The organism is Variovorax paradoxus (assembly GCF_030811855.1).
Classification (GTDB): domain Bacteria; phylum Pseudomonadota; class Gammaproteobacteria; order Burkholderiales; family Burkholderiaceae_C; genus Variovorax; species Variovorax paradoxus_L.
The window spans coordinates 906,109-932,087 of sequence record NZ_JAUSRN010000001.1 but is presented as its reverse complement, the minus strand read 5'-3'; the positions used below and the strand labels follow the sequence as shown (position 1 = coordinate 932,087).

Here is a 25,979-nt window from a genome sequence, read left to right as displayed (position 1 = left end):
CCTCCGCGGAAGACTCTAACGCGCAAGCAGCTCTTCATCCACAAAAGAGAAGCTTCGGCAGAGGATCAGGCAAGAAATCCAGCGAAGTGCGCAAGGTCTCTCCGCGGAGCTACCCGATCTTCGGCAGTCCGAAACCGAACCCAAAGGCCGCGCCGCTTTTCTTGCCTTCCGCGGGTTCTGATTCGGGCTTGGGTTCCGGCTTGGGTTCCGGTTTGCCTTCGGATTCATCTTCGCGCGGGCCCACGTCGAGGTCTTCGACCATCTGCTGCAGTTCGACCAGGCCGGCCGCCATCGCGGCATGGTAGGTCTTCGTGGATCGCGGCTGCTGGCGCAGCACCCGCCAGCTCTCTTCTTCCAGCTCGACCAGGCGCCAGCGGTAGGCACCCTCCTTGTCTTCAAGGACGGTGACGGCGATGCTTCGAAGCGATGGCATACCGCGATGGTCGGGCATCCGCGGTTGGCCCGGTGTCGGACGCGGCGCCGCCGCTTTCAACCGGAATGATGACCGTTGCAGCGTGCCGCCAACGGTTCACGTCCTGCGGCGCCGGCCCAGCACGACATGGATCGGCAGGGCCACGGCCGAGGCAAGCCCCGCAACCCAATGCACCTTGCTGATCCAGGGCCGCGTCTCTTCGCCGCTGAAATAATAGAGCGCGTAGCCCGTCAGCACCATCGCGGCCAGGAGACCCATGAAGACAAGCCCGCTCCTGTGATTCCTGCGCAGATGCCACGCGCGCACGACGTGGTTCAGGAGCACCGTGCCGACGATCACCAGGAAGCCCATGGCCGCCGCGCCGTGAAGGCGCAGCCACCACGGTTCGGAAGCCTGGTGCGGGTCTCCGAATTCGCTCGGGATGGCCAGGAAATAGTGGGCGATCAGCCAACCCGTGCCCGAGAGCAACAGCAGTCCCGCCAACCCATAGACCCAGCGCTCATGCCTGCGACCCAGCCGAATGGGCTGTGGCCAGGCGTGGTGAAGATGGGGTGGCCTCATGCTGCGGTGGCCTCGGCCGGCATGGCGATGCCGCATTGCCGCATCCCCCGGCGGTCGATCACGATGGCCCTCGCGCGACAGCGTTCGAGGATGCCCGGCGCGGCCTGCGCTGCGAGCCGCACGACCTTGGTCAATGCGTCGGCCGTCATGGCGTCGGGTGCAACGACCGTGACGCTTTGCCGCCAGCGGACACAAGCGCGGCGCAAGGGATCGACCAGCGGCTCCGTCACGCCGCCGCTGGACAACCGATCCGAAAAGTAGCCGCTGGACGTGGCCACAGCGCAATCGCTGAAAACGCCGAGCGGCACGAGCGAAGTCGGCGTCTCAGGGTCGCGGACATGGACCGGCTGCGGCTCACCGAAGAAACGCAGGTCGCCGCCGGCGTTGACGACGGCGCCGGCCACGCCATGCGCACGCAGCGCATCCACGGCGCAATCGACGGCATAGCCCTTGGCGATGCCGCCCAGGTCGATCCATCCCTTGCGGCGCCAGCGGACGCGATCGCCGGGCAGCAGCACCAGGTCGTGAAAGCTCGCTGCCGCGGGGGCATCCGCCGCAACGCCTTCTTGCCGCGGCAGGAAGCCTTCGCGCATCAATACATCGGCAATCGTGACATCGAAGACGCCGTCGGACAGCTCGCTCAGCTTGCGGGCGAAATGCAGGACGTGGGAGGTGTGGGAATCGATGCCGATCTCGCACTCAGCGTCGGCAGCATTGATCCTGGAAACGTCGCTGTCCGGCGCGTGGAAACTCATCAGCCGATCGATTTGCTCGATGGCCGCGAAGGCGGCCCCGAGCGCCGCCGGCAAGTGGGCCGATGCGCCGCTCGCGGCGATCTCGACCAGCGTCCCGAGCAGCGGCCGTGCCCGGCGCTGGCTACTTGAGCGCAATGGCATAGGTGGCCAGCACACGCTTGACGCCGTCGGTCACGTGCCTGGCGGACAGCGTCGCGCCGCTGATGTTGTGGATGTCCTGCTCCAGCTTGAGGGGCGCCGCGGAGGTCTTGCCCGTGAACTGCTTGCGCCAGTCGGGGTTGCGAACCTCGTAGCCATAGGACTCGCGGTAGTCGACGATCTCGATCTGCTTGACGCTGCCGTCGGGATTCAGTCCCACGGCATAGGTGATGAACTCGTGCTTGCCCACCACTTCGTCGAGGATGAACCACCCGCCGCCGCTCGCCTTCCAGACCTTGATGTCCTTGTGCCGCACGTTGACGTCGGTGGCATCCTCGATCTTCTTGGCCTGCTGATTGGTCAGCGTGACGAACGCCGGTGCCAGCTTCTCGCCAGGAAATATCGCTTGCTGCGCTTCTTCGGTGGTGAAGTAGGTCGTCGCATAAACCGACGTGGAGATCGCGGCCACTGGAAGCCACGCCCATTGATTGAGCTTCATGCCAGCGTCCGTCAAAAATAGTAGCCGGCCTTGACGCGGAGTCGATACCGCTCAAAGTCGTTGTCGAAGACACGGCCGCCAATGAGGGAGCCTTCCACGGTGTCCGAGTGCGCCTTGGCCCAAGGCAGCTGCTCCAGGAAGGTCGCCGTGATGAAGAAGTTTTTTCCGCCGTAGTGGATGGTCGGGCCAAAGAAGTAGCCGCTGTTCGATTGGTTCTTGAAGAGGTAGCTGTTGTATTCGTGTTCATTGACGAACTCGAATCCAGCCGACCAGTTCGGTGCGAAGCGATAGGACAGCGCCGCATTGAAATTGATGTCTGTCTCGTGCTGCCAGCTTCGGCCCGACGGGGTGCTGTCGTCGTCCAGGTATCGCCACTCAGGCGCATAGGTGAAGTTGAAGGCGGTGGTCAGCCGGTCGTCCAGAAAGTTCTTCTGCAGGATGATCTTGGTTTCCAGCTCTCTGAACGAGGGGCCCACCGTGGGCTCCACATAGAACGCCAGGCCCACGCCATCGGTGTAGGGGCTGAGCACTCGGTAGATCGCCTCGCCGGACACGCCGACGAAGCGCTTGCCGCTCCAGTGCGCGTCGGCATTCACGTTCTTGTCGGCAAACTGTTCGGGCGGCGTGGTCGCTCCGTTCGGTCCGTTGTGATAGGCCCGAGCCCACGCATAGTTGGCGTACAGGGCCACCTGGAGCCGATCGGACACGCCGTATTCGAACTCGGTTCGGCCCTCGAGCTGGTCGTAGACGCCGGCTATTTTCTTGTTGCGCCATGTCAGCCACTGCTCGATTTCCTTGGCCCCCTTGGGCAACAGGTCCGTCGTGTAGACGTACCCGAACTGGCTCTCTTCGGCAAAGGCGGTGGCATTCAATCCGCAACCCAGGACCAGCAGGATCAGGCAGCCCAACAGGCGAGACGGCAGTGGCATATGGCGGTTCTTATACTCATTGATCGCATCAAAAATGGTAACGAGAATCACTCATCCCAAGAGCAAATTGCGTGCAGCGTTGTCACCCCAACACAGAGGTCAGGTCGTGGTCATGCGCCGTGCGTTGCGTCGGCGTTGGGGCATGACTGCCGCGACTCGTACATGCAGCACGATCCACTCATCGAAGTTCGCAATCGCGCATTTCTCTCTTTTCCGGGTGCTTGGTTCGGCATCGACCCGGCGGGTGCTTTCTTTAGCATTGGGCGGAACTTGATCATGGCAGCTGACAACCACGCACCGGCTGATAAAACAGCGCCGCACCTGGCCGCGCTACGCGTCGATCACTTGCCTGACGCGGCCAGGCTATCCGCCACACTGGGATGGCCCTACCGCGAGGCGGACTGGCGCTTCGCCTTCGATCTTGGGAGCGGCTTCGCGGCGGAAGTCGATGGCCGCCTGGTGGCCACGGCGATGTGGTGGCCCTATGGCAAGACCCATGCCTCGGTGGGCATGATCATCGTCGACCCGCGCATGCAGGGGCGGGGCCTGGGGCGCGCCTTGATGCAACAGCTGCTTCACGCCGCGCGCAACCGCACGGTGCTCCTGAACGCCACCCAGGAAGGGCTCCCGCTCTATACGCAGCTCGGGTTCGTCGCCCGCGGACAGGTGTTCCAGCACCAGGTCCTAGTGCCCGCGGAAACCGTTCTTGCCGCCCCGGCGGGCGTGCGTCCCATGCAGGCAGCTGATGTCGAGGGGGTGCGCCGGCTGGACACGGCCGCCACCGGCATGGACCGCACCGCATTGCTGGATGCATTGTTCGCGGCCGGGACGACGATGGTCGTCGATCGCGGCGCCAGTGTGGCAGCCTACGCTTGCGCACGCGAATTTGGACGCGGCGTGGTGATCGGGCCAGTGGTCGCATCGGGCGCAAGCAGTGCTGCCGATGCGATGGACCTCATCACCGCTCTCGCCGGTCGAGCCCGCGGCCAGTTTCTTCGCATCGACGTGACGGAGGGCGGCGGTCTCTCTGCTTGGCTGACCGGCGTGGGGCTGCCCTGCGTCGGCCATGCGGTGCCCATGGTGCGCGAGATCCAGGCTGGTGCGATGGATGCCGATGCCGATGCAGATGTCGGCGCCGACGCCGACGCCGAAGTGGACGTGCGCCTGTTCGCCCTTTCCAACCAGTCGTTCGGCTGACTCGCCTGCTGGCGTGTCGCGCCGCTAGCCCAGGCGCGCCCGCCGCAGAGTGACGGAGGGCGATTCGCCGAACGCGCGCCCGTAGGCCGCTGCGAACTCGCCGACATGGAAGAAGCCCAGCTCCAGGGCCACATCCGCCACGCGCAGGTCGCCGCGCGCGGGCTTCTCGAGCAACGCGCGTGCGGCTTCCAAACGGCGCTGCCGCAGCCATGCAATTGGACCTGTGGCGTGATGCGCCTGAAATGCGGCAAACAGCGAACGTCGCGACACGCCGCAGGCAATGCTGACCTCATCCGCCGTCACCGGTTCACGCAGCCGCTGCAGCATGAACTCCTCGGCCAGCCGGACCACGCGGGGCGCAGCGGCCTTCGCGTCGGACTCCAGCAGGAAGCGATGGTTATGGGGGTGCTGCGTCAGCAGCACCGAAGCCACGCTGGCGGACAAAGCCGATTGCGCATACTCGCGCGCCGCGGTGCCCAGGGGAAGTCTTGCCACGCTCTCGCCCAGAGTGACCAGGGACATCCAACTGGCTGCGAGGGTCGGTGAATCCGGCATGGCGGAATCGAAGAACAGGGGCGCAGTGAGCGGCCGGCCCGAAATCCCCTGCCATGCACGCGCAAGGAACGCGGCATCGATGCGCACCAGGAGGTGGTCGAATCCCTCGTAGGCCTCGATCTCGAAGCTGCGCAAGGGGCTGAACACGCCGCACGTGCCGTGCGCGAGCGGCTGCACGTGCGAATCCTGCCGCACACGCGCCGTGCCGCGGATGGGCAAGTTGACGAGGTAATAGCCCGGCAGTGCTTCGGCCTTGGGCACGAGCGCGGTATGGGCACCCCAGCTCATGCGGTCGAAAGACACCGCACCGAAGGGCACGTGGTCGTGCGTGAAATGGAACGCACCACCGGCGCGCAGCCGGCGCATGCGTGCGGAGCCGAACAGGCGGGCGGAAAGTTCGTTGGACTGGTCGACGTCACGGCAGTCCGCCAGGCGCAAGCCGGCGATGCGGTGGCCGGCATATTCGATCCGGGAAGGCAGGGAGGAAACGCGCATGGCCGCACTCTCGGACCGATGACAGGAATGGGCAATGGGGGAAACCGCAGTTCCTGCACGCAATCCTCCGGCCTGCACCTTTCCGATATTCGTGCGTGCGGTTCGGCGCGAAGCTGCAAGCATCTTCTGAAACCCGACCCTCATGTACCTCACCCAAGGATTGCACCGCTCGCTCCAGCGCCACCCCGGCAAGGACGCACTGGTCCATCTCGGCGACGGCGCTCCGCGGCGCTTGACCTTCGTCGAGCTGCTGCAAAGCACGGCGCGGCAGGCGGCCGCGCTGGCGGGCCACGGCGTGGGCGCGGGCGACCGTGTCGCCTTGCTCGCGCCCAACGATGATCGCCTGGTCCAGGCGCTCCTGGCCTGCTGGTGGCTCGGGGCCGTCGCCTGCCCGCTCAACATTCGCTGGAGTGCGCACGAACTGGCCGATGCACTCTCCGACAGCGCTGCGGTGCTGATGCTGGTCGACGAATCGCTCATGCATCTCGTTCCGCAGGGCCCGACCCAGGTGCTCACGCTGGACGCCTTCGCGACACAAGCGCGCGGATGCGAGGGGCTGCCCGATACGCGCACGGGCGGCGATGCGCTCGCCGCCATCCTCTACACCGGCGGCACGACCGGCCGCGCCAAGGGGGTGATGCTGTCGCACGCCAACTTCTGGGCCGCTTCGGTCGCGCGCGGCGCGGAGTTGCCGAATTCGCCGGACTCGGTGGCGCTGCTGGTCGCGCCGCTGTTCCACGTCGCCGGCCTGGGCCGGCTGCTCGGGCAGATCGTCGTGGGCGGCACCTGCAACACGCTGGCCCGGTTCCAGCCCGATCGCGTGCTGGACGCGATCGAGCACCATGCCGTGAGCGACATCGTCGCGGTACCGACGATGCTGCAGTCGCTGCTCGATGCGCCCGAGTTCAGCCGTGAGCGGGTGCAGGGCCTCACGCGAGTCGCATTCGGCGCGGCGCCGATGCCGCCGGACCTGCTGGCCCGCGCCTTGGATGCCTTGCCGCAGGCCGAATTCTTTCAGGCCTACGGCATGACGGAGACCGCGGGCGCCGTGTGCATGAACCCGCCGGCCAACCACCGCGCAGGAGCTCGCGAGCGCGGGCTGGTCCATTCCGTGGGCCGCGCCGGACTGGGCGCCGAGATCCTCGTCGTTGACGAAGAAGGCCGCGAACTGCCGCGCGGCGATGTGGGCGAGGTGGTGCTGCGCGGGCCCATGGTGATGCGCGGCTACTGGCGCCAGCCGGAGGCGACGCAAGCCGTGTTCCGCGACGGATGGCTGCGCACGGGCGATGCCGGCCGCATGGATGAAAGCGGCCATCTCTTCATCGTCGACCGCCTCAAGGACATGATCATCAGCGGTGGCGAGAACGTGTACGGCGGCGAGGTCGAAACCGTGCTGCGAGGCCATCCGGCAGTGGCCCATGCAGCGGTGGTCGGCGTGCCCGACGTCCGCTGGGGCGAGGCCGTGCACGCGGTATTGGTACTGCGGCAAGGCTCAGCCCCGATCGAGGGCGAGGCGCTGCGCGAGTGGTGCCGCCAACGGCTGGCTGGCTACAAGTGCCCGCGCGCCTTCAGCTTCGTGCCCGAGCTGCCGCTGTCGGGCGCCGGCAAGGTGCTCAAGAACGTGCTGCGCGCGCAGGTCCGTGGATGAAGGCGAACCGATGAAGTACGGCATCTACGGTATCCCCGGCGGACGGCGGCAGCCCAAATCCCTGCTCGAAGTGCGGGACGTCACGGTGCGCTTCGGCGGCGTGGTGGCCCTGGACCACGTGTCCTTCGATGTCGCGAGCGGTGAGATCTGCGGGCTGATCGGACCGAACGGGGCGGGCAAGACCACCCTCTTCAACTGCCTGTCGCGCCTGTACGCGAACCATTCGGGCGAGATCCGTTTCGCAGGACAGGCGCTCGGTGCGCTGCCGCAGCACCGGATGGCGGGCCTGGGCATCGGACGCACGTTCCAGAACCTTGCGCTGTTCAGGACGCTGACGGTGCGGCAGAACATCGCGGTGGGCACCACCTGCCGCCGCGGCACCGGCTGGCTTGCGCACGCACTGCGCCTGCCCGCAGTCGCACGCGAGGAACTGGCGCAGGCGGCGCGCGTCGACGAGCTGGTCGAGCTGCTGCACCTCGGCAAGGTGGCCGACCTGCCCGCCGGCGAACTGCCTTTCGGCACGCAGAAGCGCGTGGAACTCGCGCGCGCGCTGGCCTCGTCGCCGCGCCTGCTGCTGCTGGACGAACCGGCATGCGGCCTCAACCACCAGGAGGTCGACGAGCTCGCCGTCCTGATCCGCACGCTGCGCCGGCGTTTCGAGCTGACGGTGCTGCTCGTGGAACACCACATGGGACTCGTGATGGCCCTGTCGGACAACATCGTGGCGCTGAATTTCGGACGCAAGCTCGCCGAGGGTCCACCCGCCGAAGTGCGGCGCGACCCCGAGCTGTTGAAAGCCTACCTGGGCGAGCCGAGGGAAGCGAGGGTCATGCAATGAGCGACGTCCTGCTCGACGTGCGAGGGTTCGAGGCCGGCTACGGCAACAGCCGCGTGCTCTTCGGCATCGACCTGCAGGTGCCTGTCGCAGGCGTGACCGCGCTGCTCGGCGCCAACGGTGCCGGCAAGACAACAACGCTGCGCGCCCTGTGCGGCTTGGTGCGCCGGCAGGGCCAGGTCACGTTCGGCGGCCAGCGCATCGACACCTTTGCCACGGAAGACATCGTGCGCCTGGGCGTGGCTCACGTTCCGGATGGCCGCGGCACGTTCGCGGGCCTCAGCACGGAAGAAAACCTGCGCATGGGCGCATGCACGCGCACCGACAAGGCCGGCGTGCGCGAGGACTTCGAGCGCCTCTACGAATATTTTCCCCGGCTGAAGGAGCGCCGCCACCAGCAGGCGGGCACGCTGTCCGGCGGCGAGCAGCAGATGCTCGCCATAGCACGCGCCCTGATGCTGCGACCCCGGCTGCTGCTGATGGATGAACCGTCGTTCGGCCTCGCGCCGAACGTGGTGCAAGACATCTTTCGCATCATGCGGCGCGTGCGCGACGAACAGCGCGTCGCGATCCTGCTGGTCGAACAAAACGCCGGGCTCGCCCTGGACCTGGCCGACACGGCGTACCTGCTCGAAACCGGCCGCATCGTCCTGCATGGGCCGGCGGCGGCCGTGCGCAACAACGAGGCCGTGCACGCGGCCTACCTCGGAGGAGACATCGCATGAACACATTGCTGCCGCAGCTCGCGGCGGGCCTGGCGACCGGCGGGATCTACGCCAGCCTGGCACTGGCACTGGTGATGGTGTACCGCAGCACCCACCACGTGAACTTCGCGCAGGGCGAGATGGCGATGTTCTGCACCTTCATCGCGTCGCTCCTCATCGAGGCCGGATGGCCCTACTGGGCGGCCTTCGCCGCCACCGTCGCGATCGCGTTCACCCTCGGCGCCGCGATCGAAGCCGTGCTGATCCGGCGGCTGCGCCATGCGCCGGTGCTGTCGATCGTGGTGGTGTTCGTCGCTTTGCTGGTCATCTTGCACAGCCTTTCCGGCTGGCTGTTCGGCTATGCGATCCGATCTTTTCCCAGCCCCTTTCCGCAGGCCGGCGCGACCGGCGGACTCGTCTCTGCGCATCAGCTCGGCGCGGTGGGCATGACGCTCGCCATGCTCCTGGTCGTGTACCTGTTCTTTCGCTATTCGCCGCTCGGGCTGCAGATGCGCGCGACCGCGGAGAACCCGGTGTCGAGCCGCCTTGTCGGTGTGCGGGTCGATCGAATGCTCGCGCTGGGCTGGGGGCTCGCCGGCGCGATCGGCGCCGTCGCCGGGATGATGATCGCGCCGGTCGTCTTCCTCGACGTCCACATGATGTCGGGCGTGCTGGTGTACGCCTTCGCCGCGGCGGTGCTCGGCGGCATCGGCAGCGCACCGGGCGCCGTCATTGGCGGGTTCATCGTCGGCGTGCTCGAGAACCTGGTCGGCACCTACGTGGTGGGTGCCGAGCTCAAGCTCACCGTTGCCCTGGTGCTGATCATCGCGGTGCTGGTGGCCCGGCCCAACGGCCTGTTCGGCAAGGCCGTCGTGGTGAGGGTCTGACATGCAGCGCCACCTGTTTCCCGCCGTCCTCCTCATTGCGATCGCCTGCGTCCTGCCGTTTGCGCTGCCCAGCTATGCGGTGTTCGAGGCCACCCTCGTGATCACCTATGCGGTGGCCCTGCTCGGCCTGAACCTGCTCACGGGGTTCAACGGCCAGATCTCGCTCGGCCACGGCGCGTTCTTCGCGCTGGGCGCCTATACAGCCGCGGTGTTGATGGAGCATGCCGGCTGGCCCTACTGGGCGACACTGCCGGCCGCCGCGCTGCTGGGCGGATCGCTCGGCTGGCTGTTCGGCCGGCCCGCCCTCAAGCTCGATGGCGTCTACCTGGCCTTGGCGACTTTCGCGCTGGGCGTGGCGACGCCGCAGTTGCTGAAGTACAAAGGGCTGGAGACTTGGACCGGCGGCTCCCAGGGCATCGTGCTGATGAAGCCTGAGGCGCCGTTCGGCCTGCCGCTGGATGCGGACCAGTGGCTCTATTTCTTCTGCCTGGCCGTGGCGGCCGCGCTGTTCGCCGCCGTGCACAACCTGCTGCGCGGCAGCGTCGGGCTGAACATCGTCGCCGTGCGCGACCACCCGATTGCGGCCCAGGCTATGGGCGTGGACAACGCGCGCATCAAGACACTCGCGTTCGGCGTATCGGCGCTGTGCACCAGCGTTGGCGGCGCCCTGTCGGCCATCGTGGTGCAGTTTGTTGCGCCCGACAGCTTCTCGATCTTCCTGTCGATCACGCTGCTGGTCGGCGCCGTGGTGGGCGGCTTGTCGTCGCTTCAGGGCGCGGTGTACGGCGCGCTGTTCATCCAGTTCGTGCCGCGCGTGGCGGAGCAGGTCTCCAAGTCCGCGCCCTGGGCCGTCTACGGCGCCATCCTGATCGCGCTGGTGATGCTCTGGCCCACCGGTGCAGCCGGCGGCATCCGTCATTTGAAAAACCGCTTTCTTGCGAGGAGCAAGCCATGAAGATATTGGGCCTGGGACTGGCAGCAGCCGTGCTGGCATTGGCATGCGGCAGCGCTGCCGCGCAGAAGAAATACGATCCGGGCGCATCGGACACCGAGATCCGCATCGGCCAGACGATGGCGTACAGCGGCGCCGCCTCGATCTATGGCGAGGTCGGCAAGACACAGGCGGCGTACTTCCGCATGGTCAACGACCAAGGCGGCGTGAACGGCCGCAAGCTCAACTTCATCAGCCTGGACGACGGGTACTCGCCGCCGAAAACGGTGGAGGGCGTGCGGCGCCTGGTGGAGCAGGATCAGGTGCTGCTGCTCTACGGCATGTTCGGCACTGCCACCAATTCCGCGGTGCACCGCTATCTGAACGCCAAGAAGGTTCCGCACCTTCTGCTGCTGACCGGCGCTTCGAAGTGGAACGACCCCGCGCGGAACCCGTGGAGCATGAGTTTCTATCCGGACTACGCATCCGAAGCGCGCGTCTACGCACGGCACATCCTGGAGCAAAAGCCGAACGCGAAGATCGGCATCCTGTACCAGAACGACGACTACGGGCGCGACTATCTGCGCGGCTTCAAGGGCGGGCTGGGTGCGCGCGCCAAGTCGATGATCGTGGCGGAAGCTTCGTACGAAGTGAGCGACCCCACGGTGGATTCGCAGATCGTGCAGCTGCGCGGCGCCGGTGCGGACGTGCTCGTGAGCTTCAGCACCGCCAAGGCGGCGATCCAGACGCTGCGCCGGGTCCACGACACCGGCTGGAAGCCGACGCACTACCTGGCCCAGGGCGCCGCGCTGATCGGAGCGGTGTTCAACCCGGCCGGGCCGGAGAAGGCCGCTGGCGTGATCTCCACCGCGTATTCCAAGGACCCCAACGATTCGCAGTGGGAGAACGATCCTGCGTTCCGCGAGTGGCTGGCCTTCATGAAGAAATACCGGCCGGAAGCCGACCTGCGCCTGGGCTCCCATGTGTACGCGTACTCCAGCGCAAGGCTCATGGTCGACATCCTGCGCGCCTCAGGCGACAACCTCACCCGCGAGAACGTGCTGCGGCAAGCCGCATCGATCAAGGCCGTGCAGCTTCCCATGTTCCTGCCCGGCGTCGTGGTGAGCAGCAGCCCTGACGACTACCGGCTCATCAAGTCCCTCCAGCCGGTCGTGTTCGACGGCAAGCGCTGGAACCGCCTCGGCGAATTCGTTTCCATCTTCTGATCTCCATGCCCATGCACCAAGCATTCCGCAAGCTTCGGCTCCCCGTCGTGGCCGCGCCGCTGTTCATCATCAGCACGCCGCAACTCGTCATCGCCCAGTGCAAGGCCGGCATCGTCGGCTCCATGCCCGCGCTCAATGCCCGGCCCGCCGCCCTCTTCACCGACTGGCTTGCCGAAATCACCGAGGAACTCGCGGCGCACGACCGACGCCATCCCGAAGCACCTTCGGCGCCGTTCGCCATCAACCAGATCGTGCACCGGAGCAACGACCGGCTCGAGCAGGACATGGCGGCCTGCGAGCGCTACAAGGTGCCGATCGTGATCACCTCGCTGGGCGCGCGGCCCGAGATCAACGACGCCGTGCATGCGTGGGGCGGTGTCGTGCTCCACGACGTGATCGACGACGTCTTCGCGCGTAAGGCGGTGGAGAAAGGCGCCGATGGACTGGTGGCCGTGGCCGCTGGCGCCGGCGGCCATGCCGGCACCGTCAGCCCCTTCGCGCTGGTGCACGAGATTCGACGCTGGTTCCGCGGGCCGCTCGCGTTGAGTGGTGCCATCGCCACTGGCGACGCGCTGCTCGCCGCACTGGCTGCCGGCGCCGACTTCGGCTACATCGGCTCCGCCTTCATCGCCACCGAGGAAGCACACGCCGACGCCGCCTACAAGAAGATGATCGTCGAGAGCAGCAGCCGCGACATCGTCTATTCCAACCTGTTCACGGGCGTGCACGGCAACTACCTGCGCGGCTCCATCGCGGCGGCGGGGCTCGATCCCGACGCGCTGCCGCACGGTGAGGCGCGCATGATGAATTTCGGAAGCGACCGCAAGAAGCCCTGGAAAGACATCTGGGGCTGCGGCCAAGGCATCGCGGCGGTGACCGAGGTGATGCCGGCCGGCGCGCTGGTCGATCGCCTACGCCGCGAATATGTCGCGGCGCTGCAGCGCCTCGGCGAAACGGCGCTGGCTGCCTGACGCGGGACGTTTGCCGCGATGTGCCTTTCAGGGCCTGCGCTTAGTATCGATGCGCGTCTTGCGACGCGACGGCGGCGATGGCTTCCGGTCCCAGGGCGCCAGGTCCCCGCCAAAGCGCTCGGCCAAGAAGTCGATCAGCAGCTTTAGCGGCCGCGGCTGGTGCTGGCGCGACAGGATCACGGCATGGAGACCCAGCACCTCGGGCTCGTGGTCCGGCAGCAGTCGCACGAGCGCGCCGCGCGCGAGTTCGTCTTCAACAAAGTAAGTGGGCAGCATCGCAATGCCAGCGCCCGCCAGCGCGGCCTCGCGCAGCACCGCCGTCTCATTGCTTGAAAGGCTGCCCCTCACCGCAATGTTGACCAAGCGTCCCCCCTTGCGCAGCCGGTACTCGGCGCGGCTGCCGAAGGCATGCGTGATGCATTCGTGCGCCGAAAGGTCTTCCGGCCGCTCGGGCACGCCACGCCGCTTCAGATAGGCGGGCGATGCGCACAGCACCGAGCGGCAAGTGCCAATCTGGCGCGCCACCACGCCGTCGTCCAGCCGATTGGATATACGGATGGCCAAGTCGATGCGTTCATCGACCAGGTCGATCGTGCGGTCCACCGTGAGCAATTCGACCTCGATGCGCGGATAGCGGCTTTGGAACTCCACGATGGCGCGCGTGAGATTCGAGACCGCGAACGACAGGCTGGTGGTGAGTCGCAGCTTGCCCGCGGGCTCCGTTCGCCGTGCGCCGGTGACGGCCTGCACGTCCGAGGCCAGTTCGAGCATCTGGCGCAGCCGGGGCAGCGCCTCCTGTCCCGCATCGCTCAGGCTCACGCGGCGGGTGGTGCGATGCAGCAGGCGCGCGCCGAGCCACTGCTCCAGGCCTTCGAGATGGCGGCTGACCATGGCGCGCGAAAGGTCGAGCACTTCGGCCGCACGTGTCAGGCTCCCCTGGTCGGCAATCTCGATGAAGGTCCGGATGGCGCTGAGGTGGTCCATGGGATTGAATCGAATCAGTTGACAATCATTTGATCGAATCGAAGTTTATCTTCGATAAACGAATCAATACGATGAGCCCATCCGCAACCTCTCGGCTTCGATGGAGTCCCTCATGAAAACGATCAAGTTCTTTTCCCTCGCCCTGCTGCCGGCCGCCATGACGCTCGGCATCGTCTCGACCGACGCGTCGGCGCAGCCGGCTCCGCCACTGACCCTTCAGGTCTACAACGCCGACGCCAACAGCTTCCACGTCAACTCGGTGCTGGTCGCCGGGCAGACCGACGCCGTGCTGCTGGACACGGGCTTCACGCGCGCCGATGCGCTGCGCATCGCAGCCATGGTGCTCGACAGCAAGAAGACGCTCAAGACCATCTTCATCACCCAGGCCGATCCTGATTACTACTTCGGCATCGAGGTGCTCAAGCAGTATTTCCCCGACGCCAAGGTGATGACCACCGCGCCAACGCTGAAGAAGATCCAGGCCACGCTGGCCACCAAGCTGCAGGTGTGGGGCCCGCGCATGGGCGCCAATGCGCCCAAGAGCGTGCCGCTGCCTGAAGTGCTCGCGGGCAACACGATCTCCCTCGAAGGTCAGTCGATCGAGGTACGCGGGCTCGACGACAACCAGCCGCATCGAAGCTACGTGTGGATTCCGTCGCTCAAGACCATTGCTGGCGGCGTGAACGTGTACGCCGGCCTGCATCTCTGGACGGCCGATGCGCAAACGCCGCAGGAGCGTGCCGACTGGGCCACCAAGCTCGGCGTCATGGCCGCCCTGCAACCGACCCGGGTCATTCCGGGCCACAGCGCCGTGGGCGCGAAGCAGGACGCATCGCAGATCGCCTGGAGCCAGGCCTACCTGGCGCGCTACGAGCAGGAGCTGCCGAAGGCCGCCGACAGCGCCGCGCTCATCGGCGCCATGAAGCAGGCCTACCCGGACGCGGGCCTTGGTGTGGCGCTGGACATAGGCGCCAAGGTGAACAAGGGCGAAATGAAGTGGTGAGTGCGCGCAGCCTCGCACTTCACTGGGATCAGCCCTCGCTCTGCAGCGCTTCCTCCAGGAAGTCCAACCGGTCCTGCCCCCAGAAGAGTTCTCCATCGAGCACGTAAGAGGGCGAGCCGAAGACACCGGCCGCGACGGCGGCATCGGTGTTGCGCACATAGGCGGCGAGGATGGCAGGCGTCTCGGCCAGGCGCAGCAGCGTGTCGGCTTCCAGACCCTGCAAGAGGAGGATCGCCCGCAGTGTCGCTGCTTCGGATATGTCTTGCTCCTCGCACCACTCGGCCGCAAGGATGGCCTTGTAGAGCGCAGCCACCCGCACGCCCATCGAGTCGGCCGCAATGACCACGCGCGACGCGAGCCCGGCATCCGGGCACATGTACCGGGGTGCTGCGTTGACATGGATGGCGAGGCGCTTGCACCAGCGCTTCAGCTCGGCAACGCGATAGGCCTGCCGCTCGGGCGCGCGCTTCGGCAGGATCACGCCGCCGGTGCGCGCATACACGGCCGGAAGATCGACGGGCATGTAGCGGATCGAAGCGCCTCGCCGCGCCGCCAGCTGCTCGAGCCGATCCGCACCCAGGTACGCCCAGTCCGAGTTCATCCAGAAGTAATAGTCGATCGTGCGCGGCATCTTCAAGGCGCCTTTGCCACGAGGGGCGATGCAACGAGCACCTTGAAGCGTGCGTCGCCGTGCATCTTCCACGCGCTGAAGCAGGCCAGTGCACCGAGCCCGCTCAGATACCAGACCACGTACTGTGGATTTCCGCCGCCCTTGGCCAGCAGCCAGGTCGCGACGATGGGCGCGAGGCCGCCGCCGATGGCGCCGGAGACCTGCACCGCCAGAGAGATGCCGGTGTAGCGGACTTCCGCAGGAAACTGGCTGGAGAAGAGGCTGCCTTCCGGTCCGTAGAGCGAGGCATACACCAGGCCCACGGCAAGCACCAGCGCGGCGTTGATCCAGAAGACCTCGCGTGTGTGAAGGAACGAGAAGAACAGCGGCGCGCACGCGAGGATGCCCACGGTGCCCAGCATGAACACCCATTTCTGCCCGATCTTGTCGCCCAGCCATCCGAAGAATGGCATCGTGAGCAACGCGGCGGTGGCACCCCAGATGATCGCATCGAGCATGGTGCTGCGCGGGATGCCGAGGGTCCCGGTGGAATAGGCAAGCGCGAACGTCACCGTGGTGTAGAACCAGGTCACCTCGGCCAGGCGGGCGCCCACGACGATCAGCGTTTCGCGCGGGTACTTCTTCAGCACCTCGACCACGGGCACCCGCACCTTCTTGCCCACCTGCTCGATGCCCTGGAAATCGGGCGACTCGGCCACCTTCGCGCGGATGAACCAACCCACGAGCAGCAGCACGACGCTGGCCAGGAACGGAATGCGCCAGCCCCAGGACAGCATGTCCGCTTCGGGCAGCTTGGCAACCGCGCCCATCGCCAGGGAAGACAGGATGAGGCCGGGTGCCACGCCGACTTGCGGCAGGCTTCCGAAGAATCCCTTCTTGCCTTCGGGCGCGTGTTCGACCGCCATCAGCACCGCCCCACCCCATTCGCCGCCCACCGCCACGCCCTGCAGGAAGCGCATGCACACCAGCAGCACGGCACCCCAGTAGCCGATCCGCTCGTAGGACGGAATCAGGCCGATCAGGATCGTGGGCACGCCCATGAGCATCAGGGTGATGAGCAGCATCGACTTGCGCCCGACCTTGTCGCCGAAGTGCCCGAACACGATCCCGCCGAGCGGACGCGCGAAGAAGCCGACGGAATAGGTGGCAAAGGCCGCCATGGTGCCGACGATCGGATCGAAGGCCGGGAAGAAGATCTTGTTGAAGATCAACGCGGCGGCCGTTCCGTAGAGAAAGAAGTCGTACCACTCGATGGTGGTCCCCATCATGCTTGCGAGGCCGGCCGTCACGTAGCGGCGCTTGGCGCCGGTCTTCTCGCTTGCACCGCTGTCAGTGTGTGTGTTCATGGTGTCACCAGGTAGTGTTGCGAATGCGTGTGGGATTCAGGCGGCTGCATGGCCTGTGCGCGGGGCCGTGGTCTGGCGGCACCAGTAGTTGAACGTCGCGTTGACGATCGAAGGCTTGAGTAGATAGTCGTGCGCCTCCCTGGCCAATGCGTCGTCAACGGGCGTGAGCGGCCCGAATGCAGCCTGCGCCCGAAGCTGCATGCGTGCCGCGCGCTCCAGGTAGACGGCAAGGTAGGTCGCCTCTTCGATGGTGTGGCCGGCCGTCAGGTACCCGTGATGAGCGAGCACGATCGCCCGCTTGCTGCCGAGCGCTTCGGAGATGAGCACGCCTTCTTGATCCGCAATAGGCACGCCCGGCCAGTCGGCAAGGAACGCGCAGTCTTCGTGCAGCGGCGTCATGTCCATCTGCGCGATGACGAGCGGCTGGCGCGCCGCCGCCAACGCCGAAGCCCACGGCGAATGTGTGTGGATCATCGACTGCACGTCGAGGCGGGCGCGGTACACCCACAGATGGAATCGAGTCGCCGGATTGGCCATGCCCGTGCCGGTCAAGGTGTTCAGGTCCTGGTCGACTTCGATGAAGTCGCCCGGCGTGGCCTCGTCGAAGCCGAGGCCGAATCGCAGGGTCCAGTAGGCGCCGGGGCGCTCCGAGCGGGCGCTGATCTGGCCGGCGAGACCGGCCTCCTGTCCCGTCATCGCAAGGATCCGGCAGGCAAGGGCCAGCGTCTCCCGCATGTCGCGCGGCGTGTCCTTCAGGTGCTGCGCCATCTCGCGCGTCGCGCGCTCGTCGAAATATTCCTTGGTTCGCAGGTCGTCTCTCATCATGCATGCCGTCCGTGGTTTGGGTTTGCGGCTGCATGAGCACCCCACGCACGTCCGCTGCCGTGCGAAGTATCGGAACAAGGGTCTTCGCGAGCCATGCAGCAGACCGCATAGCACCTATGCGGCGGCGAGGCTCAGGAAGAGGCGGCGATCGCGATGGCGGCGTCGACCAGGTGCTCGACAATCGGCGGCAGCACGCGTCCGGCCTTGACGATGACGACGACCCGCCGGCGCAGCGTCGGCCTAGTGATGGCGACCTTGCGCAGGCGGTGGTCGATCAGCAGCTTGTCGGGAATCCGGCACGGCAGGATGCAGCACCCGACGCCGGAAGACACGATCTCGAGCATGGCGTCGACCGTCTCGGCCTCGGCCACGATCTGCGGAACGAGCCCGCTGCTGTGCACCATGCGCCGCAGCATGTAGTGAGCAGGAAATGCGACCAGCTTCGGCAGATGCACGGTCAGGTCGATCCGATCCCCGAAGTTGCTGGCCTCCGGCACGAGCAGGCACATCTCGTCGTCGAACAGCGGCCGCGAGACCAGGCCGGCCGATGCAACCGCCGAGTCGTAGACGAAGCCGACATCCGCCTTGCCGCTTTCCACGAACTCCACCACCTCGGGAGAGCTGCGAGCCAGCAGCGAGAGGTTGACGCTTTCGTGCTGGCTGACGAAGCGGGCCACGACCTCGCCCATGAAGTAGTAGCTCAGGGTGTGGATCACGGCAAGCCGCACCGTGCCCTGCGTCACGCCATCGTGGACCCGCAGCATCTCCAGCGCCGTGTCGATGCTGCGGAATGCGCCTTCGGTCTGCTCCTTGAGCTGGCGGCCCGCCTCCGTCAGTTCGACGCCTCTTCCGGTTCGTGTGAACAGCGGCTTGCCAACGTGGGCTTCGAGGGCTGCGAGCTGCCGGCTCAGGCCCGACTGCGTCTGGTCCAGATCTTCAGCGGCCCGCGAAAGCGACCTGAGCTGTGCGATCTGCAGAAAATAGCGAAGCTGGCGGTCGAAGGTTTCCATGTGACCTTTGGGTCTGGAACGGAAGCGCCCTCTGAGAGAGTCGAGCGCACGCAGCATCGTACGACGCAAGGATCGGGCCCACCAGCGACCTCGCCTGCCGAGGAAGTCCGTGGTCACGGTCGGCGCCATTCATGCCGGCAGAGCCAACAATGTCATTCCGCAGAGCGCCGTACTCGAAATCAGCGTGCTGCGCTCGGCCGAGAAGTGCGCGACAGGCTCGAAGAGCGCATCAAGTCACTCGTTGCGGCACAGGCCGAGAGCTTTGGTGTCGGCGCCCGCGTCGACTGGCGGCCCGGCTATGCAGTGCTGGTCAACACGCCCGAGGAAACCGCCCTGGCGCGCGAAGTCGCACTCGAACTGGTTGGCGCCGACCGGGTCGTTCTGCAAGGACCGGCAGTGCCTGCCAGCGAAGACTTCGCATTCATGCTCGAGCGCGTACCCGGCAGCTATGTACAGATTGGCAATGGCGAAGGCGACAGCCACGGCGCCTGCATGGTGCACAACCCCGGCTACGACTTCAACGACGACAACGTGGCCGTTGGCTCGGCGTTCTGGGTACTGTTGGTTGAACGCTTTCTGCGTCTTGCTGCATGAAGCCGGGCGACTGGAATGAACCCGTGCGGCTGGCCAGCAGGTTTGTCCGCCATGCGACCATGGTGGGCCGCTACGGTGCAGGGCGGCCCCGACCTTCAACCAGCAGAATTTAACAGTCGGATTTCACTAACTTCGACTCTCTCCCAAACCCGCTGAACGACGTATGGGTCGGCCGCCAACCAAGCATCTAACGCGGCGCGGTCAGGAAAGGAGAAGTGCGCGTTCGATCCGACCATCTTGCCGTTCTGGTCAAGCACGACGCCGCCGCTGAGGAACGAGCCCGCAGCGGCCAATTCGCGCAACCGGGCTAAGTGCGAGTCGCGGCACGCTAGGCGCCTTTCAAGCGCTCCAGCGTCTTCGTAGTCGTGGGCAACTAGAGCAAATTGCATTGGATGGTCTCTGCGATCAAAAAAACTTCGGGCGAGGGTATTTGTCTTTCGACATTGTCAGGTCACAGTGCGCTGCGGAGGCTACCAGAACCTCCTTCTCGTTTGGCCCCGGTTCGGATGTCAGCGGCGCGCAGCCGCAGCGCACGCAGGGGTTTCGTCGGCTTGCCTAAGATACGCGATCAGGTCCGCCCGGTCTCCCGCATCAGGCACGCCGTCGTAGGTCATCGCGGTACCGGGCACCACGGCAAGAGGCTTGGCCAAGAACCTGTCGAGCGTCTTGTCGTTCCAGATGATCTTCGACTTCTTCATGGCCTCCGAATAGCTGAAGCCGGGCACGCTACCGGCCAAGCGGCCGAACAGGCCGCAGTGCCTGGGACCGACGCGGTCGACCGCCAGTGCATGGCAGGCGAGGCAGCGTGCATACACCTGCTCGCCGCGCACCGCATCGGGCGCTGCCTGGGCGTGCGCTCCGGCAGCCAGTGCCCCGACCGCCAGGAGCCATCGGCCGAAGGTCACGACATGAAGGCCGAAGGAACCGGGGCCTCGCCGAGTGCCTGGCGCAGCACGGCCCAATGCATGGCCTCATCGCCAAGAATGCTTGCAGCGGCCTTCGACAGATCGCGGTTGCCGAACAGGGGCACCGCGCCAAGGTACGCGCTCACTGCGCCCTGCTCCAGCTTGGCCGCGAAGCGCAGCACGTCCGCCTGGGACTTGAGCGCTTCCAGGGGAAAGCCATAGCTGGCCTGGGCCGACACGGCCTTGCCGCCGAGCTTGGCGACCGTCTTGGCAAGCAGGTCGGCGTGCTCCTTGTGATGACCTTGGAAGGTCACGGCAAGGTCGAGCACGGCCTTTTCGAGCAGCTTGCTCTCGGCGCCGGCCTGGTAGGCCGCAATCGCCTCGAGTTCCGCGGCCAGGGCGGTGTTGAGGATCTGCACGTCGTTGCCGGTCGCGCCGCCCGTCTTGGCCGCCAGTGCGTCCTGGCCGGCCAGCAGTGCAACCGCGGCACCGGAGAGGACCAGGCCCGAGCGGCCCAGGAACATGCGCCGCGCGGCGGCAGGAGAAGTCATTTGAAAGAAAGACATGGTTATTTTCCTCTTGGGTGAAGGTCGTCGGCGGGTAAGTCCCGCTCGCCGGCCAGGCTCGCCAGCACGCCCGCCACGATGCGATCGCAGCGCGCGCCGTCGAATGAAAATGCGTCGCCCATCGCCACGTCCATGTCGCGCGAGAGGCTCTCGCGCAGCAGGCTGCGTGCACGAAAGAAGCGGGTGCGCACGGTCGCTTCCGGCAACGCCAGCGCGGCCGCTGTTTCGGCAACGCTCATTTCTTCGACCGCGCGCAGCATGAAGACGGTGCGGTAGGCATCCGGCAGCCGATCGATGCGGCGCTCCATCAGCTGGCGAAGTTCTTCCCGCATGGCAAGGCGCTCCGGTTGTTCGTCGGGGTCGTCCGCCACGGTCGATTCGGTCTCCTCATCGAGACCGGGCGCCGCGGCGCCGTCGAGGGGAATCACCTGCGCACCCCGGCGCCGCAGCCGGCCCAGGGCTTCGTTGATGACGATGCGGACGAGCCACGTGGAGAGCTGCGCATCGTCCCGAAAGCTGCCCATCGCACGCCAGGCGCGAAGGTAGCTCTCCTGGAGCGCATCCTCGGTCTCTTCGTCGCTCTTGAGAATGCTGCGCGCCGTGCGGAAGAGCAGCCGGTTGTGGCGGCGCATGATGCATTCGAAGGCCGGCGTGTCGCCCTGCGCGGCTCGGGCGGCCAACTCGCGATCGGAAGCGAGTTCCGCACTGGCGGGTACGGCAGGTGGGGTGGGGACGGCTTGGGACATGTGTGCTTCTCCTGTCCATTGGATGGAGCAGCCGCGCGCCGCGTTTCATCTTTTTTCAAGACTTCAACACACGCCGTGCAACCCTCCAGGCAAAGCCGAAGAGACTACGGCCGATCGCCCTCGACCGGCAGCGCCGCGGCCTGGACATTGTTGCGACCCGACCGCTTGGCCTGATAGAGCATCTCGTCCGCCTGCTTGACCAGCGCAGCGGCCGTCGCGTCGCCGCCCTGGTAGAACGCCAGGCCGATGCTTGCGGTGATGTCGATCGTTCGCTGCTGCTCGATGATGAAAGGCGTTTGCATCGCCGCCACGAGCTTGGTCGCGGCGGACACCGCGATGTCGGCATGGGGCAGCCCCTCCATGATGACGGTGAACTCGTCGCCGCCCAGGCGCGCGCGCACATCGGTGGAGCGCAAGCCCTGCGACAACCTGCCCGCGAAGGCCTTCAGCAGTTCATCGCCCGTCTGATGGCCGAACTGGTCGTTGATCTGCTTGAAGCCATCGATGTCCAGGTACATCAGCGCCATCAGCGCGCCCGCGCTCCGGCTGCGGTCCATGGCCTCGCCCAGGCGCGCTTCGAAACCCGCGCGATTGGCCAGGCTGGTGAGCGGATCGATCTGCGCCAGGTTCACCAGCCGCTTCTCTTCGAGCTTCTGCCGCGTGATGTCGGTGATCACGGCGTGGAAGCCGACGATGGTTTCGGTGTTTGCCGCGGGCTGCGGAATGTACTGGGCCTCGTAGCAGTTGTAGCTGTCGCTCTGGCTGACCTCGCTCTGGAAGGTGACGACCTCGCCGGCCAGCGCGGCGCGGATGTGCGGCTTGACGCTCTCGTAGGCTGGGTCGCCCAGGAGTTCATGCACGGTGTGTCCCTGGATCTGGTCGCGGGAGAGCCCGAACTCGCGCTCGTAGGCCAGGTTGTTGAAGCGGTAGCGTTCGTCTGCATCGATGTAGGCCACGCGCATCGGCAGCGCGTCGGCCACGGTGCGCAGGCGGGCCTCGCTCTCCTGCAGCGCCTCCTCCGCCTCGTGGTGCGCGGTGATGTCGCTGTCCAGCGTATAGAGGCCCATCACCTCGCCCGCCTCGTTGCGCTCCGGCACCAGCGTGGCCTGGATGTCGCGGCGGCCGCCGGGGCCCGTCACCCGACGTTCGTAGGTCACCTGCCGTCCGCCCAGGGCAGCGCGGATGTAAGGTTCCATCTGCGCCCAGGCCTCGTTGCCATAGAACTCCTGCAGGCTGCGGCCAAGCAGCTGCCGCGGTTCGGCGCCGAACCAGTCTTGGTACGCCTTGTTGACGAAGCGGAAGCGCAGGTCGCGGTCCAGATAGGAGATGAGTGCCGGCAGGTGGTCGGTGACCATGCGCAGGCGGTGTTCGCTGTCGCGCAGCGCCTGCTCCGCGGCCTTGGCGTCCGAGATGTCGCGCATCAGCCCCGAGAAGTACTCCAGCTTGCCCTGCTTGTCGCGGTGCGCAATCACCATGTGGCTGACCGGAAACGCTCGCCGCTGGATGTCCCACACCAGCGACTCGCCCACCCAGACTCCGGTGGCGATCGCGGTCGGCACCACCTCGGACCTGAATCGCTCCAGCGTTTGCGGTGGATTGAAGTCGGACACCTTCAGCTTCTCGATCGGCGCATCGAGGTCCACGCCCGTGCGGCGGCGCGCGGCCGGATTCATGTAGATGAGGCGCCCCGTGGCATCGTTCTGAATGATGTAGTCCGTGGTCTTGTCGAAGATGGCCGTGAGCGTGCGAAGGGCCCGCTCGGCCTGCGTGCGCTCGGTGATGTCGGTCACCGTTCCGACATGGCCGGCGACGCGGCCCTCCGCGCGCACGGGCCGGCTTCGCAAGGCCACCAGCACACGGGTGCCGTCCTTGCGGTGCAGCCGGCGCGTGGCGTTCAGCGGTTCGTCGGTATTGACGAGGCGGATCCATTCCTTGCGGACCTCATCGCGGATTTCCTTGCGCACGAGCGTGAGCCATCCTTCTTCCGCATCTTCACGCGCGAGTCCGTGAATGGCCAGGTACTCGTCGTTCACGTAGGTCATGCGGCCGCTGCTGTCGCAGCGGAACAATCCCACGGGCGATGCATCGGTGACCGCGGCCACCTCGAGCCGCTGCTCGCGCAGCTCGGCCATCAACGCATCGAACTCGCGCGCCAGATCGCCGCGCTCGTCGTTGGCCACGACATCGAGCGCGACCTGGCTGTCGGGTGAACGGCGCAAGGTGCGGATGGCGTTGCTCAGCGCCTCCAGGGGGCGCATGACCCAGGCCGTACCGAGCCATACCAGGAATGCGCAACCCAGGCCGAGCCAGAGCAACTGCAGCAGCAGGTTGCGCCGCGCCTGCTCAAGCGGCGCGTAAGCAGCGTGTGCCGGCACCACCAGGCGCAAGTCCCAGTTGGCACTGCGCACCGTGGCGTGAGTTGCAAGATCGTTCTCCGGACCGGCGGTATAGGCCACCGTGGTGGCGGCGGCGGGCGTGAGCAGCCGCTTTGCGTCGGGGTGCATGACCACCTGTGGAGACTCGCCGCGTGTGACGATCTCGTAGTGCCCACCGCGGCCGACGCTGGCGCGGCTCAAGTCGCCGAGCACGTTGGCGCGCTGCAGGTTCAGCGCCGCACCGAGCACGCCGATGAGGCGGCCGTCCGGTGCCTCGACGGGTACGGCCATGACCACGGCCGGCTGGTGGCTGCCCTTGGTGAGCAAGGGCGCGGAGATGGCGGGTTGGCGCAGGTCACGCACCCGCTTGAAGTAGTCGCGGTCGGCAACGTTCGGCGGCTGGGCGGCGGGCGGATTGATGGCGACGATGGCGCCGTCGGGCGTGGCCAGCGCGGCGTTGTCGAACATCGCGCGCAGGTCCTTGTCCGCGAGGAAGCGCTGCTGCGCCGCGGGATCGGCGAAGCCGCGTTCGCCGAGCTCGCGGGCCGCACGCGACAGGGCGGCCAGATGTACGCCCAGCTTGTAGTCGAGATCCGCCGCGGCGCTCTCGGTCAGCGCCTGCTGCTGCTCGCGCATCAGGTCGACGTACTCGCTGGAGAGGTTTCGGTATTGCCACCCGCCGGTGGCACCCACCAGGGCGAGCACGAGCGATGTGACCAGCAGTGCGGTCTTCGTTCTCAGCTTGAGCCGCAATGTGTCTCCTTCGCCGCCAAGGCGGTCGTTCTGGGCTGCATTTTTCGATGATAGCAACGGGCCTTGCAGTGCCCTTCCAGCAGCTTGCGGGCAAAAGAAAAGGCGTCATCGATTGGATGACGCCTTGTTTAGTACGAATGCATTCGCTATTGCAGGCCCTTCCGCCGAACAACGGACTGCGGGAACCGGCCGAAGCCGGTGCCGAGGTCAGGAGCCGATGACCTGCAGATCGCCGCTCGCGCCCAGCAGCTGGCGCACTTGCTGCGCCAGCGAGCCGAAGATGCGCCCGGCGAGGCTGGGCTCCTCGCGGCCGAAGACGATGCGATCGCATCCGAAGTCGCGTGCGGCCGCAACGATGGTTTCGGCGCTGCGGCCGATCACCACGGTGCTGCTGCACGACACGCCCGACATGGCGAGCAGGTTTTGCGCGAACTGCAGTTCTTCTGCGCCCGCGCTTTGCTGCAGCTCGCGCAGCTCCTGCGCGTCGAAAAACATCGCGACGTGGCCGGAGACCACGGGCTGTACCCGCAGCAGCCGGACGGCCGCCGGCTCATGCCGGCAGATGCGCACGACCTGCTCGATGGCAGAGCGCGTGCGGGCCGGCTCGGTCGGGTCGATGGGGACCAGAATGCGCCGTCTCACGCCAACACCTTCAAGCCGACTGGTTGGCGGGTTCCGGCTCTTGCGCCGGCTCTTGCTTCCGGCGGCTGGTCAGCCACTTGCCGATCACGACGACGGAGATGGCGCCGATCGCGGGCACGATCTTGTGCAGCGCATGCTGGTTGGCGGCCCATCCAGCGATGGACGGATCCGACATCGCCATCTCGCCGGCGACCCAGCCGAGCAGGGCTGCACCGAGCGTGATGATGATCGGGAAGCGATCCATGAGCTTCAGGATCAGCGTGCTGCCGAAGATGATCAGCGGAATGCTGATCACGAGACCGAACACCAGCAGCGGCACGTTGCCCTTGGCAGCGGCGGCAACGCCCACGACGTTGTCCAGGCTCATGACCAGGTCAGCGACCACGATGGTCTTGATGGCGGCGGCCAGGCTCGAATGCCCGTCCAGGTTTTCTTCGCCTTCATCGCCCTTGAGCAGGCCAATGCCGATCCAGAACAGCAGCGCCGCACCCACCAGCTTGAGGTAAGGCAGCGTCAGCAGGTACACGGCAAAGAAGGTCAGCACCACGCGCAGCACGATGGCGCCCATGCTGCCGAACAGGATTGCTTTCTTCTGCTGCGCAGGCGGCAGCGAGCGGGAGGCCATCGCAATGACCACGGCGTTGTCGCCGCTCAGGACGATGTTGATCAGGATGATCTGCGAAAGGGCAATCCAGAAATCCGGACTGGACAAAAACGACATGGTGTCTCCTCGAAGTGGGGCGCGGAACCACATCGGTTCCGTCGGGTCCGAGGCTACGGGCCTGCGCTGTCACCTTTCTGCCGTCAGGCTGTCAGTTGCTTGTCTGCCAGCTGT

Annotated in this window: 27 protein-coding genes and 1 pseudogene; 10 read left to right on the top strand and 18 right to left on the bottom strand. The window is 66.3% G+C overall.

The annotated features are described in order from the left end of the window. Positions 1-109: 109 nt before the first annotated feature. The 5 genes from J2X92_RS04650 to J2X92_RS04630 all read right to left on the bottom strand — a co-directional run bounded on the left by J2X92_RS04650 (position 110) and on the right by J2X92_RS04630 (position 3,315). Positions 110-451 carry a hypothetical protein gene (locus tag J2X92_RS04650; protein ID WP_307573754.1) on the bottom strand — a complete coding sequence of 114 codons (342 nt, stop codon included), beginning with the start codon at positions 449-451 and terminating at the stop codon, positions 110-112. Between the two features lie 78 nt (positions 452-529). After that, the gene (locus J2X92_RS04645; protein ID WP_307573753.1) at positions 530-994 is read right to left on the bottom strand and encodes a hypothetical protein; all 465 of its coding nucleotides are present in this window, start codon (positions 992-994) and stop codon (positions 530-532) included. Further along, complete coding sequence (locus J2X92_RS04640; RefSeq protein WP_307573752.1) at positions 991-1,890, bottom strand: FAD:protein FMN transferase; 900 nt, start codon at positions 1,888-1,890, stop codon at positions 991-993. Before J2X92_RS04640 ends, J2X92_RS04645 begins: the two co-directional genes overlap by 4 nt. Continuing rightward, a complete protein-coding gene (locus J2X92_RS04635) occupies positions 1,871-2,386 on the bottom strand; it encodes an FMN-binding protein (protein ID WP_307573750.1) in 516 nt (171 codons plus the stop codon). The genes J2X92_RS04640 and J2X92_RS04635 overlap by 20 nt, the downstream gene beginning before the upstream one ends. Before the next feature lie 11 nt (positions 2,387-2,397). Beyond that, positions 2,398-3,315, bottom strand: a complete 918-nt coding sequence (locus tag J2X92_RS04630) for a DUF6662 family protein (protein WP_307573748.1) — start codon at positions 3,313-3,315, stop codon at positions 2,398-2,400. Positions 3,316-3,591: 276 nt separating this feature from the next. On the opposite strand from J2X92_RS04630, the gene J2X92_RS04625 reads away from it, so the two are divergent. Beyond that, a complete protein-coding gene (locus tag J2X92_RS04625) occupies positions 3,592-4,512 on the top strand; it encodes a GNAT family N-acetyltransferase (RefSeq protein ID WP_307573746.1) in 921 nt (306 codons plus the stop codon). Positions 4,513-4,536: 24 nt separating this feature from the next. Here the strand turns inward: J2X92_RS04625 and J2X92_RS04620 are convergent, their stop codons facing one another. Then, positions 4,537-5,562 carry an AraC family transcriptional regulator gene (locus tag J2X92_RS04620; RefSeq protein WP_307573743.1) on the bottom strand — a complete coding sequence of 342 codons (1,026 nt, stop codon included), beginning with the start codon at positions 5,560-5,562 and terminating at the stop codon, positions 4,537-4,539. A gap of 142 nt (positions 5,563-5,704) precedes the next feature. On the opposite strand from J2X92_RS04620, the gene J2X92_RS04615 reads away from it, so the two are divergent. Genes J2X92_RS04615 through J2X92_RS04585 form a run of 7 tightly spaced genes read left to right on the top strand, consistent with a single transcriptional unit; the run spans position 5,705 to position 12,764 of the window. After that, positions 5,705-7,210: an AMP-binding protein gene (locus J2X92_RS04615; RefSeq protein WP_307573742.1), complete on the top strand. Its 1,506-nt coding sequence runs from the start codon at positions 5,705-5,707 to the stop codon at positions 7,208-7,210. Positions 7,211-7,220: 10 nt separating this feature from the next. Next, on the top strand, positions 7,221-8,048 hold the full coding sequence (locus tag J2X92_RS04610; protein WP_307573741.1) for an ABC transporter ATP-binding protein: 828 nt from the start codon (positions 7,221-7,223) through the stop codon (positions 8,046-8,048). Further along, the gene (locus J2X92_RS04605) at positions 8,045-8,770 is read left to right on the top strand and encodes an ABC transporter ATP-binding protein (protein ID WP_307573740.1); all 726 of its coding nucleotides are present in this window, start codon (positions 8,045-8,047) and stop codon (positions 8,768-8,770) included. Before J2X92_RS04610 ends, J2X92_RS04605 begins: the two co-directional genes overlap by 4 nt. Next, positions 8,767-9,636: a branched-chain amino acid ABC transporter permease gene (locus J2X92_RS04600; RefSeq protein ID WP_307573738.1), complete on the top strand. Its 870-nt coding sequence runs from the start codon at positions 8,767-8,769 to the stop codon at positions 9,634-9,636. The genes J2X92_RS04605 and J2X92_RS04600 overlap by 4 nt, the downstream gene beginning before the upstream one ends. 1 nt (position 9,637) lies before the next feature. After that, positions 9,638-10,591 carry a branched-chain amino acid ABC transporter permease gene (locus J2X92_RS04595; RefSeq protein ID WP_307573736.1) on the top strand — a complete coding sequence of 318 codons (954 nt, stop codon included), beginning with the start codon at positions 9,638-9,640 and terminating at the stop codon, positions 10,589-10,591. Continuing rightward, on the top strand, positions 10,588-11,793 hold the full coding sequence (locus J2X92_RS04590; RefSeq protein ID WP_307573735.1) for an ABC transporter substrate-binding protein: 1,206 nt from the start codon (positions 10,588-10,590) through the stop codon (positions 11,791-11,793). The genes J2X92_RS04595 and J2X92_RS04590 overlap by 4 nt, the downstream gene beginning before the upstream one ends. A gap of 5 nt (positions 11,794-11,798) precedes the next feature. Next, positions 11,799-12,764 (top strand): NAD(P)H-dependent flavin oxidoreductase, encoded by a 966-nt coding sequence (locus J2X92_RS04585; RefSeq protein WP_373424780.1) that lies wholly within the window; start codon positions 11,799-11,801, stop codon positions 12,762-12,764. A gap of 27 nt (positions 12,765-12,791) precedes the next feature. Here J2X92_RS04585 and J2X92_RS04580 read toward each other — a convergent pair whose 3' ends face one another. After that, positions 12,792-13,748 (bottom strand): LysR family transcriptional regulator, encoded by a 957-nt coding sequence (locus J2X92_RS04580; RefSeq protein WP_307573733.1) that lies wholly within the window; start codon positions 13,746-13,748, stop codon positions 12,792-12,794. A gap of 112 nt (positions 13,749-13,860) precedes the next feature. On the opposite strand from J2X92_RS04580, the gene J2X92_RS04575 reads away from it, so the two are divergent. Then, entirely contained in the window at positions 13,861-14,751 is an 891-nt protein-coding gene (locus J2X92_RS04575) for an MBL fold metallo-hydrolase (RefSeq protein WP_307573731.1), read from the top strand. A gap of 28 nt (positions 14,752-14,779) precedes the next feature. On the opposite strand, the gene J2X92_RS04570 is transcribed toward J2X92_RS04575, so the two are convergent. From J2X92_RS04570 to J2X92_RS04555, 4 genes are all read right to left on the bottom strand, one after another. Continuing rightward, positions 14,780-15,382, bottom strand: a complete 603-nt coding sequence (locus J2X92_RS04570; protein ID WP_307573730.1) for a 2-hydroxychromene-2-carboxylate isomerase — start codon at positions 15,380-15,382, stop codon at positions 14,780-14,782. Positions 15,383-15,384: 2 nt separating this feature from the next. Further along, positions 15,385-16,728, bottom strand: a complete 1,344-nt coding sequence (locus J2X92_RS04565; RefSeq protein WP_307573729.1) for an MFS transporter — start codon at positions 16,726-16,728, stop codon at positions 15,385-15,387. 36 nt (positions 16,729-16,764) lie between these two features. After that, a complete protein-coding gene (locus tag J2X92_RS04560) occupies positions 16,765-17,550 on the bottom strand; it encodes an aldolase (RefSeq protein WP_307573858.1) in 786 nt (261 codons plus the stop codon). A 134-nt stretch (positions 17,551-17,684) separates the two neighbouring features. Next, positions 17,685-18,563, bottom strand: coding sequence for a LysR family transcriptional regulator (locus J2X92_RS04555; protein WP_307573727.1), 879 nt, complete (start codon positions 18,561-18,563; stop codon positions 17,685-17,687). A 106-nt stretch (positions 18,564-18,669) separates the two neighbouring features. Here J2X92_RS04555 and J2X92_RS04550 point away from each other — a divergent pair. Further along, positions 18,670-19,157 (top strand): annotated as a pseudogene (locus tag J2X92_RS04550) (M20/M25/M40 family metallo-hydrolase); the annotation flags it as partial. Positions 19,158-19,252: 95 nt separating this feature from the next. Here the strand turns inward: J2X92_RS04550 and J2X92_RS29565 are convergent. The 7 genes from J2X92_RS29565 to J2X92_RS04520 all read right to left on the bottom strand — a co-directional run bounded on the left by J2X92_RS29565 (position 19,253) and on the right by J2X92_RS04520 (position 25,865). Continuing rightward, complete coding sequence (locus J2X92_RS29565) at positions 19,253-19,546, bottom strand: YciI family protein (protein WP_373424779.1); 294 nt, start codon at positions 19,544-19,546, stop codon at positions 19,253-19,255. Between the two features lie 120 nt (positions 19,547-19,666). Then, positions 19,667-20,062, bottom strand: coding sequence for a c-type cytochrome (locus tag J2X92_RS04545; RefSeq protein ID WP_307573725.1), 396 nt, complete (start codon positions 20,060-20,062; stop codon positions 19,667-19,669). Beyond that, a complete protein-coding gene (locus J2X92_RS04540; RefSeq protein ID WP_307573723.1) occupies positions 20,059-20,628 on the bottom strand; it encodes a ferritin-like domain-containing protein in 570 nt (189 codons plus the stop codon). The genes J2X92_RS04545 and J2X92_RS04540 overlap by 4 nt, the downstream gene beginning before the upstream one ends. A 2-nt stretch (positions 20,629-20,630) precedes the next feature. After that, on the bottom strand, positions 20,631-21,374 hold the full coding sequence (locus tag J2X92_RS04535; protein WP_307573722.1) for an RNA polymerase sigma factor: 744 nt from the start codon (positions 21,372-21,374) through the stop codon (positions 20,631-20,633). A 104-nt stretch (positions 21,375-21,478) separates the two neighbouring features. Then, positions 21,479-24,502 (bottom strand): PAS domain-containing protein, encoded by a 3,024-nt coding sequence (locus J2X92_RS04530; protein ID WP_307573720.1) that lies wholly within the window; start codon positions 24,500-24,502, stop codon positions 21,479-21,481. 207 nt (positions 24,503-24,709) lie between these two features. Next, entirely contained in the window at positions 24,710-25,144 is a 435-nt protein-coding gene (locus J2X92_RS04525) for a universal stress protein (RefSeq protein WP_307573718.1), read from the bottom strand. Between the two features lie 10 nt (positions 25,145-25,154). Beyond that, complete coding sequence (locus tag J2X92_RS04520; protein WP_307573716.1) at positions 25,155-25,865, bottom strand: TerC family protein; 711 nt, start codon at positions 25,863-25,865, stop codon at positions 25,155-25,157. Positions 25,866-25,979: the final 114 nt, after the last annotated feature.